Raw genomic sequence first — 15,106 nt, forward strand, 5'->3', positions numbered from 1 at the left:
CCATCCTCGCCGACAACGGCCTCAGGCGCGGTACTCCGGGTTCTCGAAGTCGAACCGGGCGCCCGCGTCCCACTCCTTGCGGCTGTTGCCGCCGACCGGGAAGGCGCCGCCGAGGAGACGGGCCGCGTGCATGAGGTTCCAGGTCATGAAGGTCGTGTTGCGGTTGGTGAAGTCGTTCTCCGGGCCGCCGCTGCCCTCGTCGAGGTAGGACGGGCCAGGCCCCGCCTCGCCGATCCAGCCGGCGTCCGCGTTGGGCGGGATCGTGCAGCCGAGGTGCTGGAGGCTGTAGAGCAGGTTCATCGCGCAGTGCTTGATGCCGTCCTCGTTGCCGGTGACGAGGCAGCCCGCGACCTTGCCGTAGTAGCCGTACTGGCCGGCGTCGTTGAGCTCGCCCGACATGGCGTAGAGGCGCTCGACCACGCGCTTGGTGACGCTGGAGTTGTCGCCCAGCCAGATGGGTCCGGCGAGCACGATGATGTGCGCCGCCTTCACCGTCTTCCACAGCTCGGGCCAGGCGTCGCTGGCGGCGCCGTGCTCGGTCATGTCGGGATAGACACCGGGCGCGATGTCGTGGTCGACGGCGCGGATCACGTCGACGTGGACGCCGTGCTTGCGCATGATCGCCGCACTGACCTCGACGAGGCCGTCGGTGTGGCTGGGCGTCGGGCTCGGCTTGAGGGTGCCGTTGAGGTAGACCGCCCGGAGGTCGCTGAAGTCGTCGTCGCTCATGCCCGGAGCCTGCTCCTCGCCGCGGCGCGGGGCAAGGTGCGCCGCTCGATCGTCACCGCGACGTAAGACCTGACGCGCCGGGTAGGTTCGACGCCATGATCGACCTGACCGCGGGCCAGTCCCTGGCGCTCGCCACCGAGGACGGCCGGCCCCTGACGAAGGTGCGGATGGCCGTCGGCTGGGAGTACGCCCACACGGGCGGCTTCGCGGGCAGCGGTGCCGCCCCGGTCGACCTCGACGCCTCGGCGCTGCAGTTCGCCGGGAGCCAGTTCTTCGACATCGCGTTCTTCAACCACCTCAGCACCCGCGACGGCTCGGTCGTGCACCTCGGCGACAACACCACGGGTCGCGGCGAGGACGACGACGAGTCGATCGACGTCGACCTCGCGCGCGTCCACGGCCCGGTCGACTCGATCCTGCTGCTGGTCAGCAGCTACCAGGGCCACAGCCTCGAGTTCGTCCGCAACGCCTACTGCCGGCTCGTCGACGACGACGGCGTGGAGCTCGCCCGGTTCACGCTGACCCTCGGCGTGCGCGAGACCGGACTGGTGATGGCCCGGCTGGCGCGGAAGGGCGACGGCTGGACGCTGCACGCCATCGGCGCCGGCATCGCGCTGAAGACCCCGACCGACTCGATCGAGTCGCTGCTCCCCTACCTCTGAAGGACCACCCGTGATCGAGCTCCTCAGCCCCACCCGGCTGCCCCAGGCACGCGAGGCCGGCGCACTCGTGGCGAACATCCTCTCGACCATGCAGGAGCGCAGCACCGTCGGGACCAACCTCCTCGACATCGACGCCTGGACGAAGGCGATGATCACCGACGCCGGCGGGGTGTCCTGCTACGTCGACTACGCGCCGTCGTTCGGCAGCGGACCCTTCGGCCACTACATCTGCACATCGGTCAACGACGCCGTGCTCCACGGGCTGCCGCGCGACCACACCCTCGCCGAGGGTGACCTGCTCACCCTCGACCTCGCGGTGTCGCTCGGCGGCGTGGTCGCCGACTCGGCGGTCAGCTTCGTCGTCGGCGCCGCGCAGCCCGCCGAGAGCCTGTCGATGATCACGGCCACGGAGCGCGCGCTCGAGGCCGGCATCGCCGCGGCGTCCGCCCCGGGTGCCAAGGTCGGCGACCTGTCCCACGCGATCGGCTCGGTGCTCACCGAGGAGGGCTACCCCGTGAACCTCCAGTTCGGCGGGCACGGCGTCGGGTCGACCATGCACCAGGACCCGCACATCGCCAACGCCGGCCGCCCCGGTCGTGGCTACGCCCTGCGGCCCGGGCTCCTGCTCGCCCTCGAGCCCTGGGTGATGGCCGACACCGACGAGCTCGTCACCGACGACGACGGCTGGACGCTGCGCAGCGCGACCGGCTGCCTGACCGCCCACAGCGAGCACACCATCGCCGTCACCGAGGACGGCATCGAGGTGCTGACGCTGCGGGGCTGAGCCGCCTGGTGGACGCCGAGCGGCGGTGGCACAGCCACACTCTCGCCCGCCCGACGGTGGCTCACGCACCGCGGCGCGCGCGGCGCCGTACACACCGAGCGGCGGTGGCCCAGCCACACTCTCGCCCGCCCGACGGTGGCTCACGCACCGCGGCGGGCGCGCGGCGGTGGGACACTGCGGACGTGCAGATCCCCGACCCCGCGCTGGTCGTCCTGGTCGGCGCGTCGGGCTCAGGGAAGTCGACCTGGGCGGCGCGGCACCACCGGGACGTCGAGGTGGTGTCCTCCGACGCCCTGCGCGCGGTCGTGGGCAGCGGCCCGTCCGACCTCGACGCCTCCGACGACGCGTTCCGCCTTCTCGACCAGATCGTGGAGGGGCGGGTACGTCGCGGGCTGACCGTCGTCGTCGACACGCTGGGCCTGGACCCGGAGCGGCGAGCCGGGTGGGCCGAGCTCGCCCGCCAGCACGGGTTCGCGACCGTCGCGGTCGTCCTCGACACCCCGGCCGCGGTCTGCCGCGCCCGCAACTCCGCCCGCGACCGGCCGGTGCCGGCCCCCGTCCTCGGCGCCCAGCTGCAACGGATGCGGGAGGTCCGCGCGGAGCTCGACGCCGAGGGCTGGGACGTCCGCGCCGTCGCCACCGACGCGCCGGAGCCCGTCACGTCGACGACACCCGCCGCGGAGCCCGCCCCCGGGTCCGGTCCGCGCGTGCTGCTCCAGGTCTCCCGCTTCCCCTGGGACGATGACCCGCTCGCCTGGCTGCGTGACGTCGCCCGCGCGGCCGACGAGGCGGGGTTCGCCGGCCTCGCGCTGATGGACCACCTGATCCAGATCCCGCAGGTCGGGCGCGCGTGGGACCCGATCCCCGAGCCGTGGGTGACGCTGGGGGCGCTGGCCGCGCTCGGCACCGACCTCGAGCTGGGCACGCTCTGCACGCCGGCGACGTTCCGGTCCCCCGGCATCATCGCCAAGGCGGCCGCGACGCTGGACGTGCTGACCGGGGGCCGGGCGTTCTGTGGCCTCGGTGCGGGCTGGTGGGGACGGGAGCACGCGGCGTACGCCCTCGACTTCCCGCCCACCGCGCAACGCCTCGACGACCTCGAGGTGGCTGCGGAGACGGTGCGGGCGCTCTGGGCCCCCGGCACCAAGGCCTACGCGGGCGATCGCGTCGACCTGCCCGAGACGACCTGCTACCCGCGACCGGCCGGCCCGCTGCCCCTGGTCATCGGCGGGGGCGGCGAGCAGCGGACGCTGCGGATCGCCGCCCGGTGGGGCGACGCATGCAACGTGCAGGGCGACCTCGAGACGGTACGCCGCAAGACGGCCGTGCTCCGGAAGCACTGCGACGACGTCGGCCGCCCGCACGACGAGGTCGCGGTCACCGTGCTGGACATCGCCGTGGTGGGCGATGACCGGGACGACGCGTGGACCCGGGTCGAGCGGCTGCGCGGGCGGGCCAAGGCCGCCGACTTCGCGGCGCGGCACCACGCCGGCGACGTGGTCGCACACCGGGAGCGCCACGACCGGCTGCTCGAGGAGGGTGTCGGGACGATCTTCCTGGCCCTGCCCGACCTCGGCGGCGCGGACGACGTCGAGCGGATCGCGGGTCTCGCCCGGCGCTGAGGCTCACCGGCGGGAACGCAGCCGGCGGTGGCACAGCCACCTTCTCGCCGACCGGAACGTGGGTCCGGCACCGCCGGCGGGCGTGTCGCCGCCGTACCCACCCGTCGGCGGTGGCACAGCCACCTTCGCGAGCCCGAGAAGGTGGCTCACGCACCGCTCGAGCGCGAGCGCGAGCGCGAGCGGGGGCCAGGCGGCAGGGACCGCTGAGGCTCAGCCGCGGGAGCGGAGCCGGGCGTTGGGCAGTGGCGGCGCGGGGATGGGCGCGAGCGGCTCGTCGGCGACGATGCCGAAGCGACCGGCGCGCACTTTGCGCCCGTCGTCGATGCCCTCGACCTGGTGCTGCCACTCCTCGCGGAAGGCGACGACCTCCTCGTGGCTGCGACCGACGAAGTTCCACCACATGACGATCTCCTCGCCGAACGGCGGACCCCCGAGCACCACCACCCGCACCACCTCGTGGCCGGCGGCCAGCGTCACGCGCGAGCGGCCGGGAGCGACGTACGCGAGCTCGTCGCGCTTCACCTCCTGCTCGTCCACTCGGAGCGTGCCGGCGTCGACGAGGAAGCCCAGCTCGAAACTCGGGTCGACGTCGAGGTCGAGGTGGGCGCCGGGGTCGAGCTCGATCTCGGCACCGAGGAGCGGGGTGTACGTCGAGACCGGGGACGTGTCCCCGAGCAGCGAGCCGAGGAACACCCGGCCCTGCCAGTTGCGCCCGGTCCGCAGCGCGGGCGCGTGGTGGGCGAAGTGCGGCGCCACGTGGCGGCTCGCCTCGGGCAGCGCGACCCACAGCTGCACGCCGTGCAGGACGGAGGTCGAGGGGGGCGACACCTCCGAGTGGCTGATCCCCTGCCCGGCCGTCATCAGGTTGACCTCGCCGGGACGCACCATCGCCTGGTTGCCGGCGCTGTCGCGGTGCTGCACGTCGCCCTCGAAGAGCCAGCTGACGGTCTGCAACCCGGTGTGCGGGTGGGGCGCGACGACCATCCCGCCGGACTCGGCCACCTCGTCGGGCCCGTAGTGGTCGACGAAGCACCACGCCCCGATCAGGGAGCGTTCCCGCTGCGGGAGGGTGCGCCGCACCCGCATCGCCCGCGGACCGCCGAGGGGGACGTCGCGCGGCGTCAGCACCTCGATGCCGCACTCGACGTCGCCCGTGGCCGCGACGGTCTCCTGGGGGTCACGGTCGGGGTTGGTCATCGCGGTCTCACGCCAGGTGGTGCGGCTCGTCGGTGCGGTGGGAGCCGGTGTCCTGGGTGCCGGACGCCTGGCCCGGGCCGCTGCGTGCGGAGTGCGCCGGGTCGAGGCGTACCACGACCGACTTGTAGACCGGGGTGTTGCTCTTCTCGGCCGTCGACTCGAGCGGGACGAGCGGGTTGGCCTCGGGGTAGTAGGCCGCGACGCAGCCGCGCGGCTGCTCGTAGGACACGATCCGGAAGTCGCGCGCCACGCGCTCCACACCGTCGCGCCACTCGCTGACCAGGTCCACCAGGTCGCCGTCGGCGCGCCCGAGGGACGCGATGTCGTCGGGGTGGACGAACACCACGCGCCGTCCGCCCTTGATCCCGCGGTAGCGGTCGTCGAGGCCGTAGATCGTGGTGTTGAACTGGTCGTGCGAGCGCATGGTCTGCAGGAGGAAGCGGCCCGGCGGCACGTCGAGCACCTCGAGCGGCGTGGATGTGAGAACGGCCTTCCCGCTCTCGGTCTCGAAGACCCGGTTGTCGCGGGGCGGGTGCGGCAGCACGAACCCACCCGGCTGCTCGACCTTCTCGTCGTAGGCCGCGCAGCCCGGCACGACCCGCGCGATGTGCCGGCGGATCTGGGTGTAGTCGTCGCGCATCGCGGCCCACGGGACGCTCGACCCGGGCAGCGTCGCCAGCGCCAGCGAGCACACGATGTCGACCTCGGAGCGCAGGTGCTCGGAGGCCGGCTCCAGCGGACCGTGCGAGGCGTGCACGGCCGACATCGAGTCCTCGACCGTGACCCGCTGGACGCGACCGCCGGTCAGGTCCTTCTCGCTGCGCCCGAGCGCCGGGAGGATCAGCGCCTCGCCGCCGTGCACGACGTGGGACCGGTTGAGCTTGGTCGAGACGTGGACCGTGAGGGCCGCGTTGCGCATGGCCGCCTCGGTGACCTCGGTGTCGGGAGCCGCTCCCACGAAGTTGCCGCCCATGCCCATGAAGACCCGGGCCTTGCCGTCGCGCAGGGCCTGGATCGCGGCGACGGTGTCGAAGCCGTGCTCGCGCGGCGGCTCGAAGCCGAACTCGTCGCGGATCGCGTCGAGGAAGTGGTCGGGCACCCGCTCCCAGACGCCCATCGTGCGGTCGCCCTGGACGTTGGAGTGGCCGCGCACCGGGCACAGCCCGGCGCCCGGCTTGCCGACGTTGCCCTGGAGCAGGGCGACGTTGACGATCTCCTTGATGGTGACCACCGAGTTGTGGTGCTGGGTGATCCCCATCGCCCAGCAGGTGACCGTGGCCGGCGAGTCGCGGAACATCTCCGCCGCCTCGGTGATCTGCTGCCGGGTCAGCCCCGTTGCCGTCTCCACCTGGGCCCAGTCCAGGCCGGCGACGTGGGCGGCGTAGTCGGTGTAGCCGGCGGTGTACTCGGCCAGGAAGTCGTGGTCGAGGGCATCCCACTCGACCAGCAGCGACCCGATCGCCTGGAAGAGCGCGAGGTCGCCGTTGAGCCGGATCGGCAGGTGCAGGTCGGCGAGCGCCGTACCGACCGCCATGCCCTTGGGCGTCTGTGGGTTCTTGAACCGGACCAGCCCCGCCTCCTTGAGCGGGTTGATCGCGATGATGCGCGCGCCGTTGCCCTTGGCCTCCTCGAGCGCCGAGAGCATCCGCGGGTGGTTGGTGCCGGGGTTCTGCCCGACCACGACGATCAGCTTGGCCTGGTGGATGTCCTCGAGGCTGACCGAGCCCTTGCCGATGCCGATGGTCTCGCTCAGCGCCGACCCCGAGGACTCGTGGCACATGTTGGAGCAGTCGGGCAGGTTGTTGGTGCCCAGGGCCCGTGCGAACAGCTGGTAGACGAAGGCGGCCTCGTTGGAGGTCTTGCCGGAGGTGTAGAAGACCGCCTCGTCCGGGCTCTGCAGCCGGTTGAGGTGGCCGGCCATCGTGGTGAACGCGTCGTCCCAGGTGATCGGCTCGTAGTGCGTCGCCCCGGGCCGCAGCACCATCGGCTCCGTGATCCGTCCCTGCTTGCCCAGCCAGAACTCCGTCCGCTCCGCGAGGTCGGCCACGGAGTGCGTCGCGAAGAACGCGCGGTCGAGCTTCTGGTTGGTCGCCTCCTCGGCGACGGCCTTGGCGCCGTTCTCGCAGAACTCGGCGGTGTGGCGGTGGCCGGGGGCCGGGTCGGGCCACGCGCAGCCCTGGCAGTCGAAGCCGTCGACCTGGTTGAGCCGCAGCAGCGTGCTCGCCGTGCGGCGCACCCCCATCTGGCCGACCGCGCGGCGCATCGCCACGGTCACCGCGGTCAGGCCGGCTGCGGCGTGCGAGGTCGAGTCGACCTCCACCTCGCTCTCGTCGATGTCTCGGGTGGGCACCTGCCGGGCGTCGTCACGGAGCCGGGCGGGGACGTCTCGCAGCTGGGAGAAGAAGGTCACCCGGCCATCTTGCCTCGCACCCGGGAGCAGCGACACCGCCGGAAGGGTGTCGCGCGCCCGTCACCTCCGCCTCGTGCGGCGTTTACCGGCGTGAGCCAGCCTGCCCCCATGCGGATCGCCCAGCTGGCCAACTTCATCGGCCCCGCCTCGGGCGGCATGAAGACCGCCATCCACGCGCTCGGTGAGGGGTACGTCGCCGCGGGCTGCGAACGGCTGCTGGTGATCCCCGGGCCGGTGGACTCGCGGGCCACGACGCCCGCGGGCGACGTCGTCCAGCTGCGGGCCCCGCGGGTCGGCGGCGGCTACCGGCTCATCGTCGAGCCCTGGCGCGTCACCGACGTGCTGGAGGCGTGGGGCCCGACCTCGGTCGAGCTCAGCGACAAGCTCACCCTGCTGCCGGTCGCCCGGTGGGCGCGCCGGTCGGGCGTCGGCTCGGTGCTGTTCTCCCACGAGCGCCTCAGCGACATGTTCGCGAAGCGGACCGGGCTCGACACCACCTCCAAGGTGTCGATCGCCCTGCTCAACCGGGTCCTCGTGCGCAGCTTCGACACCGTCGTCGTCACGTCCGGCTACGCCGAGGACGAGTTCACCCGCGCCGCCGCGCGCGCCGACTGCCGGATGGTGCGGGTGCCGCTGGGCGTCGACCTCGAGACCTTCTGCCCGGCTCCGGTCCGCAGCGACGGACCGCTGCGGCTCACCCACTTCGGACGGCTGTCGCGCGAGAAGAGCCCGCACCTCGCCGTACGCACCGCGGTCGAGCTGCACCGCCGGGGCGTCGCAGTCCACCTCGACGTGTACGGCGACGGCCCGCACCTGGCCGAGCTGGTCGACCTGGCTTCGGGAGCGCCCGTGACGTTCCACGGCTTCATCGACGGGCGGCGCGACCTGGCCGGTCACATCGCCGCCGCCGACGTCTCGCTGTCGGTGTGCCCGAGCGAGACCTTCGGACTGGCGGTGCTCGAGGCGCTCGCCTGCGGCACCCCGGTGGTGACGGCCGAGCGGGGTGGCGCGCGGGAGCTGGTGGACGCCACCTCCGGCGCCTGGGCAGCCCCCGACCCGGCGTCCCTCGCCGACGCCGTGCTCGAGGTCGCGGGTCGGCCCGTGGAGGCGCGGCGGCGCGGCGCCCGGGCGCGGGCCGAACTGTTCCCGTGGTCGGCGACGATCGACTCGATGCTGGGCGTGCACGAGGACGTCACCCGCGACACGCGCGTGCTGCGCCGGGCCTGAACGGCCCGCGACTCACACCGCGACGAGGCGCTCGACCGCGGTGCGGATCGACTTCCGCGGGTCGGAGCCGTCGCCCTCGAGCAGCCACGAGATGGTCACCCCGATCACCAGGGTGACGAGGTGCGCCGCAGGCAGAGCCTTGGTGACGTGGCCCGCCCGCTGGGCGGCCCGGACCGCCTTCACCTTGGCGGCCGTCGACTCCGCCTCCAGGTCGGCCAGGGCGGCCAGCCCACCGCCCTCGAGCTGCTGCCACATGGTGAGGCGCACGAGGTCGGGGTGGGCCGCGATGTGCTCGAAGAGCCGCACGGCGTAGCCCGGCAGGTCCTCGGCCGTGATCGGCACCGAGTCGAGCAGGCGACGCACGTGCGTGACCGCGACCTCGTCGAAGAGGCCCTGCTTGCTGCCGAAGTGGGCGTAGATGAGCTGCTTGTTGCAGCCCGCGCCGGCGGCGATGCGGTCGACGCGGGCACCGGCGAGCCCGAACTGCGCGAACTCCGCCGTGGCCGCGGCCAGGATGGCTGCTCGTGTCTGGGTGGCGTCACGGGGCATGTGAGCATGCTAACCAACTGGTTGGTTGCTTCTCCAGCAGGCACGGGTCTACGTTTGTAACCAACCAGTTGGATACACCCCACCCCAGGAGAACGGCATGTCCAGGATCGCTCTCGTCACCGGCGCCTCGAGCGGCATCGGGGAGGCCACCGCCAAGGCCCTCGCCGCCGACGGCTTCACCGTCTACGCCGGCGCGCGTCGCGTCGACCGCATGCAGCCGCTCGCCGACCTCGGCATCCGCCCCGTCGCGCTCGACGTGACCGACGAGGCGTCCATGACCTCGGTCGTCGAGCAGATCATGTCCGAGGCCGGGCCGATCGACGTGCTCGTCAACAATGCGGGCTACGGGTCGTACGGCGCCCTCGAGGACGTGCCGATGAGCGAGGCCCGCCGCCAGATCGAGGTCAACCTCTTCGGACTCGCCCGGATGACCCAGCTCGTGCTGCCCGGGATGCGCGCCGCCGGCACCGGCTACGTCGTCAACATCTCCTCCATCGGCGGGACGTTCGGGGAGGCGCTGGGCTCGTGGTACCACGCCTCGAAGTACGCCGTGGAGGGGCTGACCGACTCCCTCGCCCTCGAGGTCGCGCCCTTCGGCATCAGGGCCGTCACCGTCCAGCCGGGGGCGATCAGCACCGAGTGGGCCGGCATCGCCGAGCAGCAGGCGACGGAGATGTCGAGCGCATCGGCGTACGCCGGACAGGTCGAGAACCGGCTGAAGAAGATCAGCGCCGAGCGCCTGGACCGCCTCGGGTCGCCGCCCTCCGTGGTCGCCGACCGCATCGTGAAGATCGTCAACACGAAGCGTCCGCGGCTGAGGTACGCCGTCGGTGGCGGCGCCCCGGCCCTCGTGGCCGCGCGCCGCGTCGTGCCCGAGCGGGTGTTCTACGGCGTCGTCAAGCGCGTGATGGGCTGAGCGGAATAGTCGTCACCGGGCGCCGGTTGGGCTCGCGTGACCTCCCTCTTCGAGCCCCTGACCGTCGGCGCCGTCACGGCCCGCAACCGCGTCCTCATGGCCCCGCTGACCCGGATGCGCGCGACCGTGCCGGGCGACGTGCCCAACGACCTGATGCGCGACTACTACGTCCAGCGCGCGAGCGCGGGACTGGTGATCTCCGAGGGCACCCAGATCAGCCCCGAGGGCAAGGGCTACATGGACACCCCGGGCATCTACTCCGACGAGCAGGTCAGCGGCTGGCGCTCGGTCACCGACGCCGTGCACGAGGCCGGCGGCCTGATCGCCGCCCAGCTGTGGCACGTCGGCCGCGTCTCGCACGAGTCCTTCCACGACGGCGCGCTCCCGGTCTCGGCGAGCTCCGGCCCCTACCGCAACCGCACCACCGTCCGCGGTGAGGACGGCCGGCCGACGCGGGTCAGCTGCCCGATCCCGCGCGCCCTCGACCTCGACGAGATCCCGCGCGTGGTCGAGGACTACCGGCGCGCGACGCTCAACGCCCGCGAGGCCGGCTTCGACCTGGTCGAGATCCACGGCGCCCACGGCTACCTGCTGCACCAGTTCCTGGCCGCCGACGCCAACGAGCGCACCGACGCCTACGGCGGCTCGCTGGAGAACCGCGCCCGGCTGATGCTCGAGGTCACCGACGCCGTGGCCGGCGCCTGGTCGGCCGACCGCGTCGGAGTGCGGATCTCGCCGATCGGCTCGTTCAACGGCACGACCGATCCCGAGGGCGCCGAGGCCGGGTTGCACGTCGCACGCGAGCTCGGGCGGCGTGGGCTCGCGTTCCTCCACCTCTCCGAGCCCGACTGGGCCGGCGGCCCGGAGCTCGACGACGACTACCGCCGCGCGCTGCGCGAGGCGCACCCCGGCGTCATCGTGGGCGCGGGCAGCTACGACGCGGCGAAGGCCGACCGCCTGCTGTCCGAGGGCTTCATCGACGCCGCCGCCTTCGGTCGCACGTTCATCGCCAACCCCGACCTGCCGCGTCGGCTCGAGGAGGGCCTCCCCCTCAACCCGCAGCGACCGGAGACGTTCTACGGCGGCGACGCGGCGGGCTACACGGACTACCCGGCCTACGCCTGAGCCACCCGGCACCCGGCCGGGCTCAACGCTTCGCGTCCGGAGGCACCCGGCGCCTAGGCTGGGCCACCGCATGCAGGACTTCCCACCCCGGATCGCGACGTTCTTCACCGACACGGACGACGCCCCCTCGCCGGACCCCGACACCCGGTCGCCCGCGGCGTTCCTGCGATGGATCCTCCGCCAGCAGTGGCAGGTCATCCTCGCGTCCACGGCGGCCTGCCTGCTGTGGCTGCTGCCACTGACCTTCGGGCCCTACATCTTCGGCCGTGCCGTCGACGACGGCATCCTCGCCGGCTCCACGCCGCACCTCCTCGGCTGGGCGGGCGTGATGCTCGCCGTGGTCCTGGTCGGCGGCGTCTTCGGGGTCGTGTTCCACACCCTGGTCGTGCGCTCCTGGCTGATCAGCCTCTACGGCACGACGCAGATGGTGACTCGCAAGATCGCCCAGATGGGCCACGTGCTCCCGCGACGGTCGCCGACCGGGGAGGTGCTCAGCGTGGCCTCCAGCGACTCCGACGAGTTCGGTGCGCTGACCGAGATCCTGGCCCGGTCGGCGGCCCAGCTCGTCTCCTACCTCACGGTGGCCGCGATCGTGCTGTCGATGTCGGTCGAGCTCGGGATCCTCGTGCTGGTCGCCGCCCCCGTCCTGCTCGGCGCGGCCCTTCCCCTGCTCCGCCCGCTGCATCGGCGCCAGCAGGTCGAGCGCAGCCGCAACTCCGAGCTGACCTCGCTGGCCACCGACATCGTGGCGGGGCTGCGCATCCTGCGCGGGATCGGCGGCGAGGAGACCTTCGGCCGCAACTACGCCCACCAGTCGCAGCAGGCCCGCCGGGCGGGCGTGTCGTCCGGCATCTGGCAGGCGGCCGTCGAGGCCGTCGGCGTCCTGTTCTCCGGGATCTTCCTCGTCAGCCTGGTCTGGCTCGGAACGCGCGAGGTCGAGTCCGGCGAGCTCACCGTCGGGCAGCTCGTCAGCTTCCTCGGCTACGGCCTGTTCATGGTCGGGCCCATCCGCACCTTCTTCGAGCTCGCCCAGAAGGGCACGCGGGCCCTCGTGAGCGCGCGCCGCGCGATCGCGATCTTCGAGCAGGCCCCGCCGTGGCGCGAGCCCGCGGCACCCCGACCGCTGGACGGCACCGCCGAGATCACCGACGACCTCAGCGGCTTCACCGCCCGTCCGGGCGAGCTCACGGTCGTGGTGAGCGCGGTGCCCGAGCAGAGCTCGGCCCTGGCCGACCGACTCGGCCGCTACCTGCCGCCCGACACCAACCCGGTCGGTGAGGACGAGGACGACGAGCTCAAGGGCCGCGCGGCCCGGCAGGCGCGGGCCGACCGCGAACGCCGCCGCGCGCGCATCGCCGCCAGGGACGAGGAGGTCGCGACCCGCGCGTGGGGCGTGCGGGTCGGCGGCGTCGACCTGTCGGAGGCTGGCCTCGACGACGTACGCCGCGTGGTGCTCGTGAGCGACACCGGCAGCAGCCTGTTCGCCGGCACCCTCCAGGACGCCATCGACCCGCACGGACGACTGACCCGCGAGGCCGCCGAGGACGCGCTGCGGGCCGCCAACGCCGAGGACGTCTACGACGCGCTGCCCGAGGGCTGGCAGGGCCAGCTCGACGAACGCGGTCGCGGGCTCTCGGGCGGTCAGCGCCAGCGGGTCGTGCTGGCCCGCGCGCTCGCCGTCGAGGCGCCGATCCTCGTGCTGGTGGAGCCCACCTCCGCCGTGGACGCCCACACCGAGGCGCGGATCGCCGAGCGCGTCACGACCCTGCGTCGGGGCCGCACCACCGTGGTGTGCACGGTGTCGCCGCTGTGGCTCCACCACGCCGACCGGGTCGTGCTGTTGCAGGACGGCGTGGTGGCCGCGGACGGCGACCACGCCCACCTGCTCGAGCACGACGCGACCTACCGCAGCGTCGTCGCCCGGGCGCTCGACGAGGCCGACGACCCGGTCGACGAGGGGGCATCGCGATGACCGACGTGCTCGCCACCTCCTCCGACACCTGGCGCGACCGCGACCTCGACGAGCCGGCCGTGCCGGACGCGCTGCACCCGCCGATCGACGCCGGCTGGCGCGAGCGCAACCGCACCCTGTGGGAGCGGCACGACCTGCGCCGCCAGCGGGCCGAGGAGGTCTACGCCGCCTCGCGCAATCCGGAGCGCGGCTGGCCCGTGTCGGGCAACCGCGAGGTGCTCGCCTTCTTCCGCGACCTGCTGTCCCGGCGCCGCGGGATGTTCGCGGCCCTCGTCGTGCTCAACGCGCTGGCGGCCGCCACCGGATTGGTCGTACCTCGTCTGCTCGGCGAGCTGGTCAACACGGCGGTCGACGGCGGCGGCCTGCCCCTCGACACCCTGGCCCTGGTGATCGTCGGCGTCGTGCTCCTCCAGGCGGGCTTCACCTTCGTGGCCCAGCGCACCTCGACGATCTTCGGGCAGGACCTGCTCTCGACCGCGCGCGAGTACATCGTGCGCACGATCCTGCGGCTGCCCCTCGGGGCGGTCGAGGGGGCGAGCACCGGCGACCTCGTCACCCGGGTCACCCGCGACGTGGGCACCATGAGCCGCTCGGTGCAGTTCGGCGTCCCGATGGCGATCATCTCGTTCCTCACGGTGCTGCTCTCGATCGGCGCCATGCTCCTCAACTCGGTCGTCCTCGCCGTACCCGCCCTGCTGACCTTCGCGACGTCTGCCCGAGCTGTGCGGGGCTACCTGCGCCGAGCACCGAAGGCCTACATCACCGAGGGCTCGACCTACTCCCGCATCAACACCACGCTGACCGAGACCGTCGAGGGCGCCCGCACCATCGAGGCCCTGGGACTGACCGGCGTGCGGGTCAGGGCCGGCGACCGCGACATCGAGGTCTCGGCGCAGGCCGAGCGCTACACGATGTCGCTGCGCAACATCCTCTTCACGGCGCTCAACTTCGCCTTCCAGACCCCGCGCGTCATCACGCTGCTGGTGGGCGCGTTCGCCTATTCGCGCGGCTGGGTCGACCTCGGGCAGATCACGGCGGCGGTGCTGTACGTCGAGGCGCTGAGCGATCCCCTCGACCGCCTGATCGGCGAGATCGACCGGCTCCAGGTCGGCGCCGCCTCGACGAGCCGGCTGCTCGGCATCGCCGAGGTGCAGCCCGACCGCGAGGCCGGCACCGACCTGCCCGACGGCGTCGACCTGGTCGGCCGCGACCTGCGGTTCGCCTACCGCGAGGGCCACGACGTCCTCCACGGGATCGACCTCGAGCTGGCCGTCGGCGAGCGGCTGGCGATCGTCGGCCCGAGCGGCTCGGGCAAGTCGACGCTGGGACGCCTGCTGTCCGGCATCAACCGTCCCCGCACCGGCTCGGCCGCCATCGGCGGGGTCGAGCTGGTCGACCTGCCGCTCGAGGTGCTGCGCACCGAGGTCGCCCTGGTCACGCAGGAGCACCACGTCTTCATCGGCACGGTCCGCGACAACATCGTCCTGGCCCGCGAGGACTCCGACGACGACGCGGTGCGCGCGGCGCTGGCCGCCGTGGGGTCGTTGGTCTGGGTCGAGCGGCTGCCCCAGGGGCTCGACACCGTGATCGGCTCCGGGCGCCACGCGCTCACCCCGGCGCAGGCCCAGCAGGTCGCGCTGGCGCGGCTGATCATCGCCGACCCGCACACCCTCGTCCTCGACGAGGCCACCTCGCTGATCGACCCGCGCACGGCGCGCACGCTCGAGGGCTCGATGAACAACCTGCTCGAGGGCCGCACGGTCGTCGCCATCGCGCACCGCCTCCACACCGCCCACGACGCCGACCGGATCGCGGTCGTCATCGACGGCCGGATCGTCGAGCTGGGCAGCCACCACGAGCTGGTCGACCTGGACCGGGAGTACGCCGCCCTCTGGCGGGCCTGGACCTCCTGA

At 73.0% G+C, this 15,106-nt stretch carries 12 protein-coding genes; 8 read left to right on the forward strand and 4 right to left on the reverse strand.

What is annotated here, in order from left to right; translation table 11 throughout:
• Positions 1–21: 21 nt before the first annotated feature.
• The gene (locus tag C7S10_RS02375) at positions 22–729 is read right to left on the reverse strand and encodes a flavodoxin family protein (protein WP_108342785.1); all 708 of its coding nucleotides are present in this window, start codon (positions 727–729) and stop codon (positions 22–24) included.
• A 95-nt stretch (positions 730–824) separates the two neighbouring features.
• On the opposite strand from C7S10_RS02375, the gene C7S10_RS02380 reads away from it, so the two are divergent.
• From C7S10_RS02380 to C7S10_RS02390, 3 genes are all read left to right on the forward strand, one after another.
• Positions 825–1,391 (forward strand): TerD family protein, encoded by a 567-nt coding sequence (locus C7S10_RS02380; RefSeq protein ID WP_108342786.1) that lies wholly within the window; start codon positions 825–827, stop codon positions 1,389–1,391.
• Between the two features lie 10 nt (positions 1,392–1,401).
• A complete protein-coding gene (map, locus tag C7S10_RS02385; protein WP_108342787.1) occupies positions 1,402–2,175 on the forward strand; it encodes a type I methionyl aminopeptidase in 774 nt (257 codons plus the stop codon).
• Positions 2,176–2,357: 182 nt separating this feature from the next.
• On the forward strand, positions 2,358–3,797 hold the full coding sequence (locus C7S10_RS02390; protein WP_108342788.1) for an LLM class flavin-dependent oxidoreductase: 1,440 nt from the start codon (positions 2,358–2,360) through the stop codon (positions 3,795–3,797).
• Positions 3,798–4,007: 210 nt separating this feature from the next.
• Here C7S10_RS02390 and C7S10_RS02395 read toward each other — a convergent pair whose 3' ends face one another.
• Positions 4,008–4,994 carry a pirin family protein gene (locus C7S10_RS02395; RefSeq protein ID WP_108342789.1) on the reverse strand — a complete coding sequence of 329 codons (987 nt, stop codon included), beginning with the start codon at positions 4,992–4,994 and terminating at the stop codon, positions 4,008–4,010.
• 7 nt (positions 4,995–5,001) lie between these two features.
• Positions 5,002–7,404, reverse strand: coding sequence for an FdhF/YdeP family oxidoreductase (locus tag C7S10_RS02400; protein ID WP_279303150.1), 2,403 nt, complete (start codon positions 7,402–7,404; stop codon positions 5,002–5,004).
• A 108-nt stretch (positions 7,405–7,512) separates the two neighbouring features.
• Here C7S10_RS02400 and C7S10_RS02405 point away from each other — a divergent pair, with 108 nt between their 5' ends.
• The gene (locus C7S10_RS02405) at positions 7,513–8,631 is read left to right on the forward strand and encodes a glycosyltransferase (RefSeq protein ID WP_108342790.1); all 1,119 of its coding nucleotides are present in this window, start codon (positions 7,513–7,515) and stop codon (positions 8,629–8,631) included.
• 12 nt (positions 8,632–8,643) lie between these two features.
• Here C7S10_RS02405 and C7S10_RS02410 read toward each other — a convergent pair whose 3' ends face one another.
• Positions 8,644–9,180 (reverse strand): TetR/AcrR family transcriptional regulator, encoded by a 537-nt coding sequence (locus tag C7S10_RS02410; protein WP_108342791.1) that lies wholly within the window; start codon positions 9,178–9,180, stop codon positions 8,644–8,646.
• 97 nt (positions 9,181–9,277) lie between these two features.
• Here C7S10_RS02410 and C7S10_RS02415 point away from each other — a divergent pair, with 97 nt between their 5' ends.
• The 4 genes from C7S10_RS02415 (at position 9,278) to C7S10_RS02430 (ending at position 15,106) form a co-directional block, all read left to right on the forward strand.
• Positions 9,278–10,096 (forward strand): oxidoreductase, encoded by an 819-nt coding sequence (locus C7S10_RS02415; protein WP_108342792.1) that lies wholly within the window; start codon positions 9,278–9,280, stop codon positions 10,094–10,096.
• 36 nt (positions 10,097–10,132) lie between these two features.
• Positions 10,133–11,221, forward strand: coding sequence for an N-ethylmaleimide reductase (gene nemA / locus C7S10_RS02420; protein WP_108342793.1), 1,089 nt, complete (start codon positions 10,133–10,135; stop codon positions 11,219–11,221).
• A gap of 70 nt (positions 11,222–11,291) precedes the next feature.
• A complete protein-coding gene (locus tag C7S10_RS02425) occupies positions 11,292–13,193 on the forward strand; it encodes an ABC transporter ATP-binding protein (protein ID WP_108342794.1) in 1,902 nt (633 codons plus the stop codon).
• Entirely contained in the window at positions 13,190–15,106 is a 1,917-nt protein-coding gene (locus tag C7S10_RS02430) for an ABC transporter ATP-binding protein (protein ID WP_108342795.1), read from the forward strand. Before C7S10_RS02425 ends, C7S10_RS02430 begins: the two co-directional genes overlap by 4 nt.

It is taken from the genome of Nocardioides currus, assembly GCF_003057875.1.
Classification (GTDB): Bacteria; Actinomycetota; Actinomycetes; order Propionibacteriales; family Nocardioidaceae; genus Nocardioides; species Nocardioides currus.